The 16015-nt window shown below is 46.0% G+C and carries 14 protein-coding genes, 1 pseudogene and 1 riboswitch; of the genes and pseudogenes, 6 read left to right on the forward strand and 9 right to left on the reverse strand.

Annotated elements, in window-relative coordinates:
- Position 1: 1 nt before the first annotated feature.
- From thiS to hemC, 8 genes and pseudogenes are all read right to left on the reverse strand, one after another.
- Complete coding sequence (gene thiS, locus ACYX4W_RS04170; protein WP_476055306.1) at positions 2-211, reverse strand: sulfur carrier protein ThiS; 210 nt, start codon at positions 209-211, stop codon at positions 2-4.
- Positions 198-1022: a HesA/MoeB/ThiF family protein gene (locus ACYX4W_RS04175; RefSeq protein ID WP_476074768.1), complete on the reverse strand. Its 825-nt coding sequence runs from the start codon at positions 1020-1022 to the stop codon at positions 198-200. Before ACYX4W_RS04175 ends, thiS begins: the two co-directional genes overlap by 14 nt.
- Complete coding sequence (thiE, locus tag ACYX4W_RS04180; RefSeq protein WP_476074769.1) at positions 1015-2637, reverse strand: thiamine phosphate synthase; 1623 nt, start codon at positions 2635-2637, stop codon at positions 1015-1017. Before thiE ends, ACYX4W_RS04175 begins: the two co-directional genes overlap by 8 nt.
- Complete coding sequence (thiC, locus tag ACYX4W_RS04185) at positions 2634-4544, reverse strand: phosphomethylpyrimidine synthase ThiC (protein WP_476074770.1); 1911 nt, start codon at positions 4542-4544, stop codon at positions 2634-2636. The genes thiE and thiC overlap by 4 nt, the downstream gene beginning before the upstream one ends.
- 278 nt (positions 4545-4822) lie before the next feature.
- A riboswitch (TPP riboswitch) is annotated at positions 4823-4934 on the reverse strand.
- 115 nt (positions 4935-5049) lie between these two features.
- Positions 5050-6225, reverse strand: coding sequence for a heme biosynthesis HemY N-terminal domain-containing protein (locus ACYX4W_RS04190; protein WP_476074771.1), 1176 nt, complete (start codon positions 6223-6225; stop codon positions 5050-5052).
- Positions 6222-7391 carry a uroporphyrinogen-III C-methyltransferase gene (locus ACYX4W_RS04195; protein ID WP_476074772.1) on the reverse strand — a complete coding sequence of 390 codons (1170 nt, stop codon included), beginning with the start codon at positions 7389-7391 and terminating at the stop codon, positions 6222-6224. Before ACYX4W_RS04195 ends, ACYX4W_RS04190 begins: the two co-directional genes overlap by 4 nt.
- A complete protein-coding gene (locus ACYX4W_RS04200; RefSeq protein WP_476074773.1) occupies positions 7392-8123 on the reverse strand; it encodes a uroporphyrinogen-III synthase in 732 nt (243 codons plus the stop codon). It abuts the gene before it with no gap.
- A gap of 79 nt (positions 8124-8202) precedes the next feature.
- Positions 8203-9142, reverse strand: a pseudogene (gene hemC, locus ACYX4W_RS04205) (hydroxymethylbilane synthase).
- A 197-nt stretch (positions 9143-9339) separates the two neighbouring features.
- Here hemC and ACYX4W_RS04210 point away from each other — a divergent pair.
- On the forward strand, positions 9340-10401 hold the full coding sequence (locus ACYX4W_RS04210) for a GGDEF domain-containing protein (protein ID WP_476074774.1): 1062 nt from the start codon (positions 9340-9342) through the stop codon (positions 10399-10401).
- Between the two features lie 163 nt (positions 10402-10564).
- On the opposite strand, the gene ACYX4W_RS04215 is transcribed toward ACYX4W_RS04210, so the two are convergent.
- On the reverse strand, positions 10565-11236 hold the full coding sequence (locus ACYX4W_RS04215; RefSeq protein WP_474802980.1) for an alpha/beta hydrolase: 672 nt from the start codon (positions 11234-11236) through the stop codon (positions 10565-10567).
- 277 nt (positions 11237-11513) lie between these two features.
- On the opposite strand from ACYX4W_RS04215, the gene gmk reads away from it, so the two are divergent.
- From gmk to trmH, 5 genes are all read left to right on the forward strand, one after another.
- Positions 11514-12155, forward strand: coding sequence for a guanylate kinase (gene gmk / locus ACYX4W_RS04220; RefSeq protein ID WP_476074775.1), 642 nt, complete (start codon positions 11514-11516; stop codon positions 12153-12155).
- Positions 12156-12323: 168 nt separating this feature from the next.
- Entirely contained in the window at positions 12324-12596 is a 273-nt protein-coding gene (gene rpoZ, locus ACYX4W_RS04225; protein ID WP_015065914.1) for a DNA-directed RNA polymerase subunit omega, read from the forward strand.
- A 142-nt stretch (positions 12597-12738) separates the two neighbouring features.
- On the forward strand, positions 12739-14850 hold the full coding sequence (spoT, locus tag ACYX4W_RS04230) for a bifunctional GTP diphosphokinase/guanosine-3',5'-bis pyrophosphate 3'-pyrophosphohydrolase (RefSeq protein WP_474802975.1): 2112 nt from the start codon (positions 12739-12741) through the stop codon (positions 14848-14850).
- Between the two features lie 24 nt (positions 14851-14874).
- A complete protein-coding gene (locus ACYX4W_RS04235; RefSeq protein WP_025257011.1) occupies positions 14875-15261 on the forward strand; it encodes a RidA family protein in 387 nt (128 codons plus the stop codon).
- Between the two features lie 3 nt (positions 15262-15264).
- Positions 15265-15972: a tRNA (guanosine(18)-2'-O)-methyltransferase TrmH gene (trmH, locus tag ACYX4W_RS04240; RefSeq protein WP_474857269.1), complete on the forward strand. Its 708-nt coding sequence runs from the start codon at positions 15265-15267 to the stop codon at positions 15970-15972.
- The last annotated feature ends 43 nt before the right edge of the window (positions 15973-16015 follow it).

A 16015-nucleotide genomic window follows, 5' to 3' on the forward strand; every position in this document is an offset into this window, starting at 1 on the left:
ATTAGCCTCCTGCAACTAGGGTGAAGATATCAACGGTGTCGTTGTCTTTAAGATAAGTGATCGACCATTCTTTTTTACTCACTATGGCGGCATTTCTAGCAATGGCGGTACCGTCGTCATTCAGTTGTTTCAGGGCGATTAACTCGCTAAGTGAAATGGGCGAAATCACGTTCATAGGTTGATTGTTTACGTTCACTTTAATTTGTGTCATTGCACACCTCGCAAGTAGAAGAGGGGGGTAACGCAAAGCTTTGAAGCGAACCAAGGCCTGCATTCCCAGTTAGGTAGTGGCCCCACTTGATGTCAGAATCGAATCCTTTTGCTAAAAACAACAAAGCCTGGGTTGCCTGATGACAAGCAGCCATACCAACAACAGGGCCAAGTACGCCTTTACTTACGCAGTCTTCACGTACGGAAACCTTGTCCACAAGGCACTCGTAACAACCAAAGGAAGTAGAGTTTTGTGGCAAGTTCAGTGCTTGCCATGTAAGGCCGCTGGCGGCTGCGATAAAAAGCGGAATAGAGGCGCAGTAGGTCGCAGCATTAATCTGGCGCCTTACCCTAATGTTGTCGGTGCAATCCAATACACAAGTGGCTGATGAAATTAAAGTTGGTAAGTTATTACTATCAACAAACTTGCTTTTAAACTGTATGTTTAAGTGAGAATTAACTTTTCGAAGCTCGTTATATAGAGATTTGGCTTTAAGTTCGCCTAGGTGCATTTCGTTGTAGCTAACCTGGCGCTGCAAGTTACTGATATCGACAGTGTCTCCATCTATCAATGTGATATTGCCAACACCAGCGCCAGCTAGATAGCGGGCGGTTAAGCTTCCTAGTCCGCCCAGCCCCACAACCACAGCGTGTGCGTTTGCTAAATTAAGCTGGCCGTCATTATCAATACAGTCGAGTAAGAGCTGCCTGCTGTAACGCTGTATGTCTTGATGTTCAATCTGGGCGCTAGCGAAGCCATTAGCGTTATTGACTGAGACTGTAGCGGTACGATGTGCTGATTGACTAAGCAAAACCTGCCTCCTGAACCAATGCTTGGTAGGCTTTAAGCGGATGCTCCGCATGAGTAATGGCACTAACCACGGCAATACCGTCAACACCGGTTTTAGCCACGTCTCTAATGCGCGATAAGTTAATACCGCCAATGGCGACGGTGGGTATGCCTTCACACAGCTTCACATATTTTGCCAAGCGCTCTACACCTTGGGGTTTAGAGGGCATGTCTTTGGTATTGGTTGGAAATATATGACCAAGGGCGATGTAAGACGGGTTTAAAGCGCGAACCCGCTGAATCTCAGCGAATCCATGAGTTGAAATGCCCAGTCTTAGCCCGGCGCTTCGAATAGCGTTTAAATCTGCAGTATCAAGATCTTCTTGGCCCAAATGCACACCGTAAGCCCCAAGCTCTATAGCTAGCTCCCAATAGTCGTTAATAAATAACTGACAGTTGGTGTGTTCCACTAACTCAATGGCCTCTTTTATCTGTTGGCGAATGTCTTGTTGTGAGCCTTTCTTTACCCTCAGTTGAATGATTTTTACGCCCGTTGGCCAAAGCCTCGCTATCCACTGAACGCTATCTACTACGGGGTATATGTCTAGGTTCGTATGAGTGAGTGTAGGGAAACGGGCTACATTACCTAGCACACTTTCTGAGGGGAGGTCGCTGTTCGACAAATTCTCTAGGCACAAATCTTTATTGTGAAAAACAGCGCTACCTTGGTGAAAATTTACCTTTGGAAAACTTACGGCGTGGGCGGGGAAACCGTTAGTTCGCGGGAAGTACGAGGGCAAATTAGCCCCATTATTATGAGCCTTAGTGCTGTCCGTATCAGACTCGCAAAGGGTCTTTCGCCTTACTTCACACACATAAGCATTAGCTAGGGTGAGCGCATCTTCAATGCAATAGTCGTTAACAATAAAAGCTGCAATGGCACTTGCTAACATGCAGCCAGTGCCCCGAAGTTTACCGTTATTGATTATCGGCTGACTAAAGTGAAGGGTGTGCGAGGCACAAACAAAGGTGTCATATACCTGAGTCTGCCATTCGGCGTGGCCGCCTTTGACGTAAACACTCTTCGCCCCTTTTCCAATAAGCCGGTTTATTGCTGACGCTAGGCTGGTATCGTCGTTTACCGGCAAATTAGCCAGCCAAGCGAGCTCGTCGATATTTGGGGCAACCAAATCTACTGTGTTCAGCAACTCGTCAACAACGCTTTCGCTTAAATCGCTTAACATGCCGCCAGATGAAGAAGACTGCACAGGGTCCCATATCACAAACGGGCGAGGCTTTATTAACGACTGAATACGTGCGCAAAGTAAAAGCGCTTGCTCATCGTTTGCGATAGCGCCAATTTTAATAGCGCGTGGCGGCGTATCTTCGTAAAGCACTTGCCACTGCTGGTTTAACGCAGATGCACTCATGCTTTCTGTACTAAGCAGATGCTGGTTTGATTGCACAGTAAGTTGTGTGGTGAGCACACAGGCATGAACGCTTAAATCGGCAAGCGTGATGGCGTCGCGGGTTATACCCGCGCCACCGCTTGAATCAACGCCGCCTATACACCATACCACCGGCAGCCTTGCGCTAGGTGGCTCTAGTATGGGAGTGGTTAGGTGGCTGTTTGTCATGGCAGCTCTACCTTGCTATCTGCAGTGTGATAAAGCTCAGCGCCCGATTGATTAAACGCATCAGCCATATCTTTCATGCCTTTTTGTTTCTCAAGCGCTTGGGTTTCTGCTTGTTTAGCGACGTCACGTACTTCCTGAGAAATTTTCATACTGCAGAATTTTGGGCCGCACATAGAGCAAAAGTGCGCAACTTTACCAGAAGCCTGCGGCAAGGTTTCATCGTGATAGGCACGGGCAGTGTGAGGGTCTAATGCCAGGTTAAACTGGTCTTCCCATCTAAACTCGAAGCGCGCTTTCGACATAGCATTGTCGCGTATTTGCGCGCCGGGGTGGCCCTTCGCCAAGTCGGCAGCGTGAGCCGCTATTTTGTACGTGATAAGCCCCTGTTTAACGTCTTCTTTGTTAGGTAAACCCAAATGCTCTTTAGGCGTTACGTAGCACAGCATTGCGCAGCCGTACCAACCAATCATGGCGGCACCAATACCTGAGGTGAAGTGATCGTAGCCAGGTGCAATGTCTGTGGTAAGCGGGCCAAGGGTATAAAACGGCGCTTCGTGACAGTGCTTAAGCTGCTCTTCCATGTTCGCTTTAATCATATGCATTGGCACATGACCAGGGCCTTCAATCATTACCTGAACATCGTATTCCCATGCTATTTTGGTCAGCTCACCAAGGGTATGTAATTCAGAGAACTGCGCATCATCGTTAGCGTCAGCCACGCTACCAGGGCGCAAGCCATCACCTAGCGACAGCGCTACATCGTATTTCGCGCAAATTTCGCAGATATCGTGGAAATGTTCATACAAAAAGCTTTGCTGGTGGTGGCTTAAGCACCACTTCGCCATGATTGAACCGCCGCGGGATACAATGCCAGTAACTCGCTTTGCGGTAAGGTGCACGTACTCTAGCAATACGCCAGCGTGAATGGTGAAGTAGTCTACCCCTTGCTCGGCCTGCTCAATTAGTGTGTCTTTAAACATCTCCCAGGTTAAGTCTTCAGCAACACCGTTTACTTTTTCCAGCGCTTGGTAGATAGGTACGGTGCCAAGAGGTACCGGGCTATTTCGCAGCAGCCACTCGCGGGTTTCGTGAATATTTCTGCCGGTAGATAAGTCCATGATGGTATCGGCACCCCAGCGCGTTGACCACACCAGCTTTTCTACTTCTTCTTCGATAGACGAGGTGACTGCTGAGTTACCAATGTTGGCGTTGATTTTCACCAAGAAGTTGCGGCCGATAATCATTGGCTCTAGTTCGGGGTGGTTAATGTTACAGGGAATGATGGCGCGGCCTGCGGCTACTTCTTGGCGAACAAATTCAGGCGTGATGGTATCGGGCAAATTCGCGCCAAAATGCTCGCCTTTGTGCTGCTGCGTTAGCTCCGCATCTTTAATGGCTTGACGGCCCATGTTTTCACGAATGGCAATGTATTCCATTTCAGGGGTAATAATGCCCTGTCTTGCGTAGTGAAGCTGAGTGACGTTTTTTCCTGCTTTTGCTTTTAGTGGTTTGCGGCTGCGAATAAAGCGGAAATCTTCGGTAAAAATGTCGTTTTCACGCTCTTTTGCAAAGCTTGATGAAACGCCTTCTAGCTCGAATGTATCGCTGCGCTCTTCAATCCACTTCTGGCGAAGCAGGCTTAAACCTTTATGTACATCTATGTTTTCTTGCGGGTCGCCGTAGGGCCCTGAGGTGTCATACACTGGAATAGGTGGGTTCGGCTCTAAGATAGGGTTTTCTTCGGTGCCACCGATTAGGCTATCGTGCTGGTGGATAAGGCGCATGGCCACGCGGATATCGTTGCGGCTACCACACTCGTAGTGGCGTGTGGAATTGGGGTAAGCTTCGCCGGCTAGTTCATTTATGAATTGTTGAGCTTGTTGGCGTTGTTCGCGTCTGTTCGACATAGCATTTTACCTTGTAAATTTAGGTTCTAAAAATGCTTGTCAGGAGTGAAGGAGAATACAGTGTGTAAGTGTTTGAAGGGGATAAGCCCGTTACTTTAGCGAGATTGTTGGTGAAGGTACTGGTGATTTCAGCACTTTACACCGTTGATATTCACTTGATGATAAACTTGAGCAGTTTACCTTGAGTAACTAGCAACACCGTAATGGGTTTGCCTGTACATCAACAAACAGCAAAACAATTTCGCTTCACAATGCCAAACTGTTGCTTAACATCGTGCACATTGTATTTTCTTGTTCCCTTCGCAGGTACTAGCCTGATCAGGTTCTACGGATCCCACTTACGCGGTCTCAGCTTACTGGGTTAACAGTGAAGCACTCCGACAAGTTGTTTGTGTCAATTAGGGCTGTTTGTTGTTGAAACAGCCCTAATTGAGAATTCCTTTTTACTATATCTTCAACTTTAGTAGGAATACAAGTACTACCAGAAAGCTAAACGAATATTCATTTAGCTAGCTAGTTGCTGTCCTTCTTTGTAAAGCTGAAGGGCGGTGGCTGTGTCATGCTTGCGCTCACTAATGGCAGATAGCAGCAATAAGTCTTCTTTGCGCGACTGCATTTTAGTGGCTTTAAGCAATGCTTTTTCAGCTAACACATCGTCGCCCGAGTTGAATGCCACTTGGCCCAGCGTGGAATAAAGCTCAACGTTTTCTTCGTCTTGCTTTATCCAGCTTTCAAGTAAACGTAATGATGGCGATGCATCAGGAATATTAAGCTGCGTGAACAGTGGGAATAGCGCGCTGTTCGACCCACGTTTTTGCCATTCAACTAACAAATTTTGAGCGTCGGCATGCATACCTTGGTCAAGAAGCTGTTGAATGTAAGCGGCGCGATAAGCGTCGTCGTGACGTAATTTACGAGGCAGCGTGTCCCAGTATGATTTAAGCTCAACGGCACCTTGTTTACTGGCAATTTCTGCAAACTTACCTTTGGCAATACGCTGGCTCCACGCGGTGTAGTCAGCTTTAGGCAAGGCTTTACGCCAGCCCGATAAATTCTCTTGAAGCACCTGCCACTTACCTAGCTTGGCAAGAATTTGCGCTTTCAACTGCACAACCTGCTTGTTGTCACGATCTTGCTCGTCTAGTTCGTTAAGCTTTTCGAGTGCAGCCTCAAACTTTTCTTCAGCTACATCAATGCGTGCATGCATTACCGTTGCAGCTACTTTCGCTTTCGGAAAGTCGGTGGCTTGAACCAGAAAGTAACGAGCTTTGGCTAGGTCGTCGTTGGCAAAGGCAATTTGCGCTGAGGCTAAATAGTTTACGCCTTCAAAATCACCATTGGTGGTTTTGCCTAACGCTTTTTGTGCCGAATCAAAATCACCTGCGGCCATGGCGTGCAAGCCATCGTAAAACGCGCGCTTGCGTTTGCGTTCACCTAAGGTGCCGAACCATTTATGTGAGCCTGTAATTAAGCTTAATGCCCACAGAACAAAACGGGATAGCACATACCAGGCAATAACGGCACCAATAACCAAAATACAGAAGCTGATCACGGTCATTTCAATAGCTGTACTTCCTAGAGAAATAAGCACGTAACCTTTGTCGCCAAGTATCATTGGACCAACAATAAGCGCAACAACGAATGCGGCTAATACCGCAAGGGCAATAGCTAACCATTTCATAGTGCACTTGCTCCTTGTCCAAACACCTGCTTAACGCGGCTATCCAGTAGACGTTCTAACGGTTTTTGTGACGCTAGCTCTGTTGGAATTGGACGCGATACATCGGTAGCCATTAGGTTTTGAAGTGCATCCACAAAGCCGGTTACCTGGCTTTTTTCAGTATCGTATTTTTCCGTAAGCAGCGTTTGTGCATATTGAAGTGATTGGCTGTAAAGGCCAGCATCGCCTTGAAGTGCGGCGGTTTGTGCGTGCATAAGCTGCAGACGAAGCTGCTCTTTTGCCAAGAACTGCGCTTCTAATGAAAGTACTGGCTCAACCGGGCCTTCAATAGTTTTAATAGTAAGAAAATCATTTACCAATGAGCGCCATACTTTTGCTAAATTTTCCTGCCAATCGTCAGCCGACTCTGACAAGGTGGTGTCTTCTGCGTTAGCGTCTTCAGGCTTCTCAAAAGTATCAAGGGGAAGCTTATCAATTTGTGCAATCATGCCGGTAAGCGCAAGCGCCACTGAGCTTTGCGACACCGGGTTTAGCTGTTGAAGGGTTTGAATATCTTCAGCTAGGTTAGCGCGAACGGGTAGTACCGACGGGTCAGCCAAAGACTTTAAGCGCTTATCTGCATTAACCAATAGCAAAATTGCTGTGCGAACATCGTTTTCCAGCCAAAGCTTTCTACCAGCCATACGAACTAAATAGTCAGCTTCCGCAATTAGCCAGTCGGCTGGGCGGCGACCTTCCATATTATTAAGCTGTTGAAGGGTAGACTCGGCCTGTAAGCTAAGTTTCTCGTTCTCAGATTTAAGTTCATCGACCGTATCTTGTAAGGCTTTATTCGTTCGCGACACGTCTTCTAGCGTCGCTAAAATGTCGCTACGCTCGCGCTCAATACTGTTTAACTTTGCTGTGTTGCTTTGCTGTGCGTTTGCGGAGTCTGCGCTAGCCGATTGCTGCTGCATGTAATACCAGTAGCCTGCGCCAGCCATGCCTATTACGGCTAAGAACAAAATGATTACAACGAACCACAATAGGCCGTTGCCTGATGATTTCTTCTTAGCGCCAGATTCAGTCGATTCACTCTGCGTGGCAGAAGACTCAATTACTTCTTTTTCAGCTTCCACTTTTACGAGTTCCTCTTTTTGTGGGCTATTTTCATTATTGTTGGCCATTCAATACTCCCAGTTATCCTTTACCCAGGCGATGAGTGCCTGATCGGTGGCTCGCTGACATACCGCTACCTCTTTAACACCTTTACTGTTAAGGGTTTGCGCGACTCGGTCACTCACTGTTAACCATTTAAAGGCTAACAAAGCGTTACCAAATTGTTCTATCAGTTGCAGTGCCATTGCTTCGCTTGTAGCGATAATGCCGCTAACTTCGCCCATTTTCCAATGTTTTGTGTAAATTGGGCGTGTAAGTTGCTCCCTTTTATAAACGCAAAAGCTATTCACTAAAATACCTTTTTCGTCTAATCCTTTTGCTATGGCTTCTCGTCCACCTTCACCTTTAATAATAACGACATGCTTACAGTTTGCCTCATTAAGCTGATGCATTGCCAGTATACCTTCGGATGTATGGACCTTTGGAGTAACAACATTCGCCGAAGAAAACGTTTCAAGGCCAGCCTGCAGTTTGCGCGCAGTGGCATCGCCAACGGCAATAATCAAAGGGAGTGGGGGGGTTGTGTCACGCAGCCCCGAAATAACACTATTCACAGCGTATACGCTGGTAACAATAATTGCGTTTACTGTATTTAGGGCTAAATACTCTGCCGCGGCTTTTTGTTCAGAAGAGATGTTAATAATGTCAGAAGTGGCGATCCCAACCGCATTAATGCCCGCTTGTTCGAAAGCCGAAGCACTCGCTTTTAATTTTGGCAGTGGGCGCGTGAACAGAAGCATTTTATTTAACTCTCATCCTTTTAAGTCTGCTGCGCATTCCTATGTGCCTATAGAAATGCGCGCTTCTACCAAATATAACTTAGTTATAAAGTGCTTTAAGAATTTCCCCAGCACCTTGCTCTAAAAGCGCTTCCGCTACTTCAACACCTATGTCTGCGGCTTTTTCGCGTGACGCAGTAGCAGACGCAAACAGCAGTTCAGAGCCATCTGGTTTTCCAACCATACCCGTTAAGGTTAGTACGTCGCCATCTAGGGTAGCAAAACTACCAATAGGGACTTGGCAGCCGCCTTCCAATCTCTCATTCATGGCGCGCTCTGCGGTAACACGGGTGTTGGTGTCGGTATGATTCAGTGCTTGTAGCAAGTTAATTAGCTCTTCGTCGTCGTTACGGCATTCAATACCTACAGCACCTTGGCCTACAGCCGGCAGCGAAATGTCGGCAGGCAACGGCATACGAATACGAGATTCCATTTCAAGGCGAATAAGGCCAGCGGAAGCTAGGATAATGGCGTCGTATTCACCCGCATCTAGCTTTGCTAATCGCGTGTTCACATTACCGCGTAAATCTTTAATGATGAGATCCGGACGATATTTGCGAATTTGGCACTGTCTGCGAAGGCTAGATGTGCCGACAACTGCACCTTGTGGCAACGCATCTAGGCTATCGTGGTCATTAGAAACAAAGGCATCAAACGGGTTTTCGCGTTCACAAATAGCGTGTAAACCAAAACCTTCAGGAAACTCTACTGGGACGTCTTTCATTGAGTGAACCGCGATATCAGCACGGCCTTCCAACATGGCTATTTCAAGTTCTTTAATGAACAGTCCTTTACCGCCAATTTTCGCTAATGGCGTATCTAAAATTTTATCGCCCTGCGTACTCATAGGCACAAGACTCAACGGTCATTGATGGATAATGCTCCATTAATTTTGCCTTCACATACTCTGCTTGCCAAAGCGCTAGCGCGCTTTTTCTAGTAGCAATTCGAACGGTGCGGGTAGTGTTGAGGTGACTCATGGCTATTCCAAACTCTGTAAAAAAAGAAACTTAAACGCTGTAACACAACGTTATACGAGATACTTCGTAGTATACGCATTTTCTGGGTTAATGTTTGAAATTAGGCGCAGTTTTCTATTTGGTTTTTGTGCACATATACGTCTATGCTGTAGTTGGATGAAGTGTCTGCTTATAAATTCGGGGAGTAGAGTTGTTAGATGGACAACACGCCAATTGGTCAATTACTAAGAAACGCACAACAAGACGAAGCTGAAGTAAAAAGACGCAAACTGACGTTGTATTTTATTTCCTATGTTGGTGGCACCATAATCGCATTTATGGCGTGGCTCAATTTTGGTACCAATAACCCATTGTTGGTTAGTGTATTAGCTACATCCGCAACCGTTATTTACCTTAACGTTGCGCTTTCACATATTTTCCCCAAAAGTGATGTGTTCTATTATTTTGCAGGGCTTATTGTTCTTTTTACCATCAATGCCTTGATTTATACCGGCGGGCTGAATAACACTGGACTGTACTTCATTTTTCCTTTGCTTTTCGTACAAATAATAGTGGTGCGATTCAAGCCTGCCATGGTCTATGTTGCTGTCACCATGGTGCTGTCGATTTATATGCTCTACAACCAAGACACTATTGTTGCTACATACCCTGATGAGCATGTTTCACGGTTCTTGATCGCTACATTCTGTTTTATTTGCGTTGCTTTTATTGGCGAAAATTTTTGGCACAAAAGTCGAAAAGAAATGCTGCGTGAAAACTTAGAGCGGATGAAACAGGCAAATACTGATCCACTCACCAAGTTACCGAATAGACGATTTTTAGAAACTGTCTTTTTTGAACGTGCCATGAAAGACCCTGGTGCCTATTTCCCCCTTACCGCAGTGGTTGTCGATATAGACCACTTCAAAAAAATAAACGACTCCTATGGGCATGATATTGGTGATGAGGTACTAATTCACTTTACTAGCATTATCAAAAGCGCCGTTAGAGCATCTGATGTTATTGCGCGCACCGGTGGTGAAGAGTTTTTAGTCCTCTTTCCTTTGGCGCCGTTGAGCCAAGGCGTAAAACTTGCGGAAAAAATGAGAAAACTGGTTGAAGAAAGTCCATTTATAGAAGCGGATATCAATCACAAGATTACCGCCAGTTTTGGCGTGGCTACCGCACTTACCGATGACAAACTGCACGCTAGTTTAAAACAGGCTGACGACAACCTATATAAAGCAAAAAATGGGGGCAGAAACCGTGTTGCTGAATAGCGCTATGTTTGAGAGTTTCTGCTTCTTGTCTTAATGCCAAGTATAGCGGAGACGAGTAAATCTAATGGTAATCGCCGAAAAGTCGCTTGACGCAGTGTGATAATTAGCCCTGTAGCTAGCTATCACACTGGGTATGGCATTGTTGAGTAAGGCATCGTAAAAGTTAGTTTAAAACCTTCTGAAGCCAAGCGCTGATATCGTTTAGTTCTTGCATGCAGACATTATGCTGCATTGTATACGTCTGCCAAGTAGCGTTAAAACCGCTCTCATTTATCGTTTTAAATGCCGCGTTGCCCATAAATACCGGTACCACTTCGTCCTGGTCACCATGGGCCATCATAATAGGCGTTTCACGGTTGGTGTCTGTTGCCTCACTCGCAAGTAGCGATGGCTCACACATGTAGGTTGATAGCGCGATAACGCCAGCAAACTTACGGGCATATCTAGGCGCTAAGTGAAGCGCAATAACACCGCCTTGAGAAAATCCAGCAAGCACTATGCGTTCACTGGGTATACCACTTTCAATTTGTGCTTCAATAAGTGCTTCTACTTGTGCAGCAGACTCTTTCACGCCTTCTAAATCGGCACGACTTTCAAAGTCTAATGATTTGATGTCGTACCATGCACGCATACGCATCCCACCGTTAATGGTAACGGGGCGCTCAGGTGCATGGGGAAAGAGAAATTTGACCGCCATTGATTCGGGAAGTTTAAGTTCAGGCACGATAGGCGCAAACCCGTGGCCGGAATCGCCTAAACCGTGTAGCCAGATAACGCAGGCATCAGGCGTAGTGGATGGGTTTATCTCTACGCACGGCAGAAGTTGCTGAGTCATTCTTTATTTCCTAGTTTTGTTGTTGCTTTATCACCAATGGTTATCCTTTCTCACGGGCAATCTCTGTCTTCCCAAGAATGGTGGGGTCAGAGTCACGACTCTGACCCCATAATTCTTGGAAAATTATTATTGTTATTTATTTTGCTAACACCGGTCTGCGACTAAAGAGTATGTACCATCAATGAATAAACCAGATAATCGCAGTTACGGCGCAATGGCTTCATATGCTATCATTGCCACTTGAAATCACCACATTTTGATAGAATTTTAATATCCTATGGCTTCACTACTCGGTAATTTATTTATTCTTGCTGCTCCTTCAGGAGCAGGAAAATCAAGCCTTATCAAGGCACTAATGGAAAAGTATGAAGGCAATGCAGCCACGCCTATGCAGGTGTCTGTGTCTCATACCACACGTCAACCGCGGCCGGGTGAAGTCGACGGTGTGCATTACCATTTTGTAAGCCGGAAACAGTTTGAAGCACTTATCGAACAGGGTGTATTTTTTGAGTACGCAGAAGTGTTTGGCAATTATTACGGTACATCCCGTGTGACTATTGAGCAAACATTGCATCGCGGTATTGATGTGTTTTTAGATATTGATTGGCAGGGTGCTCGCCAAGTCAAAAAGCTTATGCCAGACACATGCGGCATTTTCATTCTTCCACCGTCACTTGATGTATTAGAACAGCGCTTAAACAACCGCGGTCAAGACAGTGAAGAAGTCATTGCGGGGCGTATGGCACAAGCAGTAGCAGAGATGTCTCACTTTAGTGAGTTTGATAGCGTGATCATCAACGATGATTTTGCGACTGCACTAAGCGATTTAGAAGCCATTGTGACAGCGCAGCGTTTACGTACAGTAAAACAGCAGATGCGTCATCAAGTGCTATTGGACGAATTGCTCGGTAGCGCGTAAGCTTAATAATATTATGGGTGTTTTGTTTAACATCAGGCGATCGCTGCTAAATTTGCACGATCTGACTGCTTCAATTTCAAACAAAATGCTAGGATCGCGCTACGTATCTGTGTATACTACGCGGCCGTTTTTTGAATAACTTGCTCAACCTAATTTTCGGAGAAATACATGGCTCGCGTAACTGTAGAAGATGCCGTAGATAAAATTGGTAACCGCTTTGACCTAGTGCTTGTTGCTGCACGCCGTGCACGTCAAATTGCCACTGAAGGCAAAGATCCTATGGTTGACGTTCAAAACGACAAGCCAACTGTTACAGCACTTCGTGAAATTGAAGAAGGTTTTGTAACTGCTGCAACCCTTGAACAAGCAGAACTTCAAGCACAAGAGCAGCAAGAACACGCTGAATTTGCATCAGTAGCAAATATTTTATCTGATCAATAAGACCTCTTTTTAACGGTTTTATCGGTATTTTGGCGCCAGTGCTTTGAAAAAAGCACTGGCGCTTTGCTTTTGGTGTATTGGCTTATTGCACAATTAAACGTATTCTTAGGGTTGTAACGTTAGATAAGGGTCACGCTCCACTGTGTATTTGTTTGAAGGTTTAAAGCAGAAAGTTGTAGAGTACTTGCCAGCAGAGCGCGTTCAGCTGGTTCAGAATTCTTTTGTGCTAGCTCAAGATGCTCACGATGGGCAAATGCGTTCAAGCGGCGACCCGTACATTACTCACCCTGTTGCGGTTGCGGGTATTCTTGCCGACATGCACCTTGATCACGAAACGATCATGGCGGCACTTCTTCACGACGTTATTGAAGATACCCATTACAGCAAAGAAGATTTAGCTGAAGCGTTTGGTGATACCGTTGCAGAATTGGTAGAAGGCGTTAGTAAGCTTGATAAACTTGCCTTTAGTACCAAGCAAGAAGCGCAGGCGGAAAACTTCCGCAAAATGATGATGGCCATGGTGCAAGACATCAGGGTTATTCTTATCAAGCTTGCCGACCGTACTCACAATATGCGCACGCTGGGCTCGCTTCGCCCAGATAAGCGCCGTCGTATCGCACGCGAAACGCTAGAAATATATGCACCTATTGCCCACCGTTTGGGTATTCACGATATTAAAAATGAGCTTGAAGACTTAGGTTTCCAGGCCATGTACCCCATGCGCCATCGCGCATTGAAATCTGCCGTACGTCAGGCACGTGGTAATCGTAAAGAAATCATCGAGAATATTCGCGAAGAGCTTAACACGCGCCTTGATGCCTACGAGATTGAGTCTGATGTATTAGGCCGCGAGAAGCACCTGTATTCCATTTACCGAAAAATGAAAAACAAAGAACTGATGTTCAACGAGGTAATGGATATTTATGCGTTTCGTATCGTGGTCAAATCAGTAGATAACTGCTATCGCGCCCTTGGCGCTATGCATGGTTTATACAAGCCAATTGAAAATCGTTTTAAAGACTATATCGCTATTCCGCGTACCAACGGCTATCAGTCGTTGCACACGTCATTAATTGGTCCTCATGGTATTCCTGTTGAAATTCAAATTCGTACCCAGGAAATGGACCAAATGGCGGATAAAGGGGTAGCGGCCCACTGGCTTTATAAAGAGCCAGGCGATAATGGCACCACTGCACAGCTGCGCGCACGCAAGTGGATGCAAAGCTTACTTGAACTTCAGCAGTCAGCCAGTTCATCGTTCGAATTCATCGAGTCGGTTAAGACAGACCTGTTTCCTGACGAAATTTACGTGTTTACACCAGACGGGCGAATTATTGAATTGCCAATGGGCGCGACCGCTGTCGATTTTGCCTACGCCGTACACTCTGATGTAGGCAATACCTGCGTAGGTGTGCGCGTAGAGCGCAGAAACTTTAGCTTAAGCAAGCCCCTTGAAAACGGCCAAACCGTAGAAATTATTACCTCGCCAAAAGCGAAGCCTAATGCGAATTGGCTGAACTTTGTAGTGAGTGCTCGCGCACGTACCCGTATTCGCCAGTATCTGCGTAAGCAGCATTCTCAAGAAGCCGTGAACATGGGTAACCGTCTACTTCGTCATGCATTAGGTGCAGTGAAATTAGATGATATTCCTAATGAAGATATTGAACGTGTGGTGGCAGAAACCAAGCACGCAAATTTTGACGATTTGTTAGTAGATATCGGCTTAGGTAACGAACTAAGTGCTATCGTGGCTCGCCGTTTGTTAGGTGAGAGCACAACAGACTTATCAGATAAGAAAGGTAATGTAGCCATTCGCGGCACAGAAGGCCTGCTTGTTCACTATTCTCGCTGTTGTCACCCTATACCTGATGATGAGATTGTAGCGGTATTAAGCCCAGGCCGCGGTATGACCATTCACCAAACTGGCTGTAACAATATTCGCAAGCTTACCCGTGAAGAGCCTCAGCGCGTGCTACCCATGCAGTGGGATGACAATCCGCAGGGTGAATTTAAAGCGTCTCTGCGTATAGAACTGATAAACCATCAGGGCACACTGGCAACATTAACGAACACTATTTCAGGGTGCGATTCCAATATCATTGGCCTGCAAACTGAAGAAAAAGAGAGTAATATCTACTTTATCGACCTAGAACTTACCACGCACAACCGTGTGCACTTGGCGCGAGTCATGAAGAAAATACGCACCATGCCGGAAGTTCAGAAAGTGTCTCGTCATAGTCAATCACGACACTAATTACTCAAATATTTAGGAACTACTATGTCTAAGTCTATTATTCAGACCGATAAGGCTCCTGCTGCTATTGGTACTTACAGCCAAGCGGTTAAAGCAGGTACTACTGTTTATCTTTCAGGCCAAATTCCACTTGTTGCTGAAACAATGGAAATGGTTTCTGATGACTTTGAAGCCCAGGCGGTACAAGTTTTTGAAAACATCAAAGCGGTGTGTGACGCTGCTGGCGGCACCACGAACGACTTAGTAAAAGTGAACATCTTTCTTATTGACCTAGGTCACTTTGCAACGGTTAATGAAATTATGAGCCGTTACTTCAATAAGCCTTACCCAGCGCGCGCTGCCGTTCAGGTGTCTGCATTGCCTAAAGGTGCACAAATTGAAATTGATGGTGTGATGGAACTGCCGGAGTAAGCCATGTCACCTGAGCGTTACCAGCGCATTAGAGATGTGTTGGAAAAAAGACAAACCGATTTAACGGTATGCCTTGAAAATGTACACAAGCCTCATAATGTTTCGGCAATAGTAAGAACTTGTGACGCAGTAGGCATTCATCGCGTTCACACCGTGTGGGAAAAGAAATACCAGTTTCGCCGTGGTACGGCTATGGGCAGCCAGCAATGGGTGCGCCAAACCAACCACGATGGTATTAGTGATGCGATGGCTGAATTAAAAGGCCAAGGCATGCAGGTGTTGGTTACCCATTTATCTGACACCGCGGTCGATTTTCGCGATGTCGATTACACCAAACCTACCGCAATTTTGTTTGGTCAGGAAAAGTATGGTGCCTCTGATGAGGCGAAAGCCATTGCCGATCAAGACATCGTTATTCCCATGATGGGCATGGTGCAGTCGCTAAATGTATCGGTAGCCGCAGCTTTGGTTCTTTATGAAGCACAGCGCCAGCGCACTATTGCGGGTATGTACAATACACAGCAGTTGCCGGAAGAAGAATGTCAGGCTTTGGCATTTCAAAACGGTTATCCTCGCTTGTACAAACTATGCCAACGCAAAGGTTTGCCACTGCCTGCTATTAACGCTATAGGTGAAGTGGATGCTGACGATAGTTGGTGGCGAGAAATGCAAATTACTAAGGCGGAAGCTAACGCGCTAGAAGCCGACTAAGAACTAATGTACAAGTTTTGCTTTTACTGTCACCTTTGTATAG

The sequence above is a fragment of the Alteromonas sp. ABH4_454 genome (assembly GCF_056311775.1).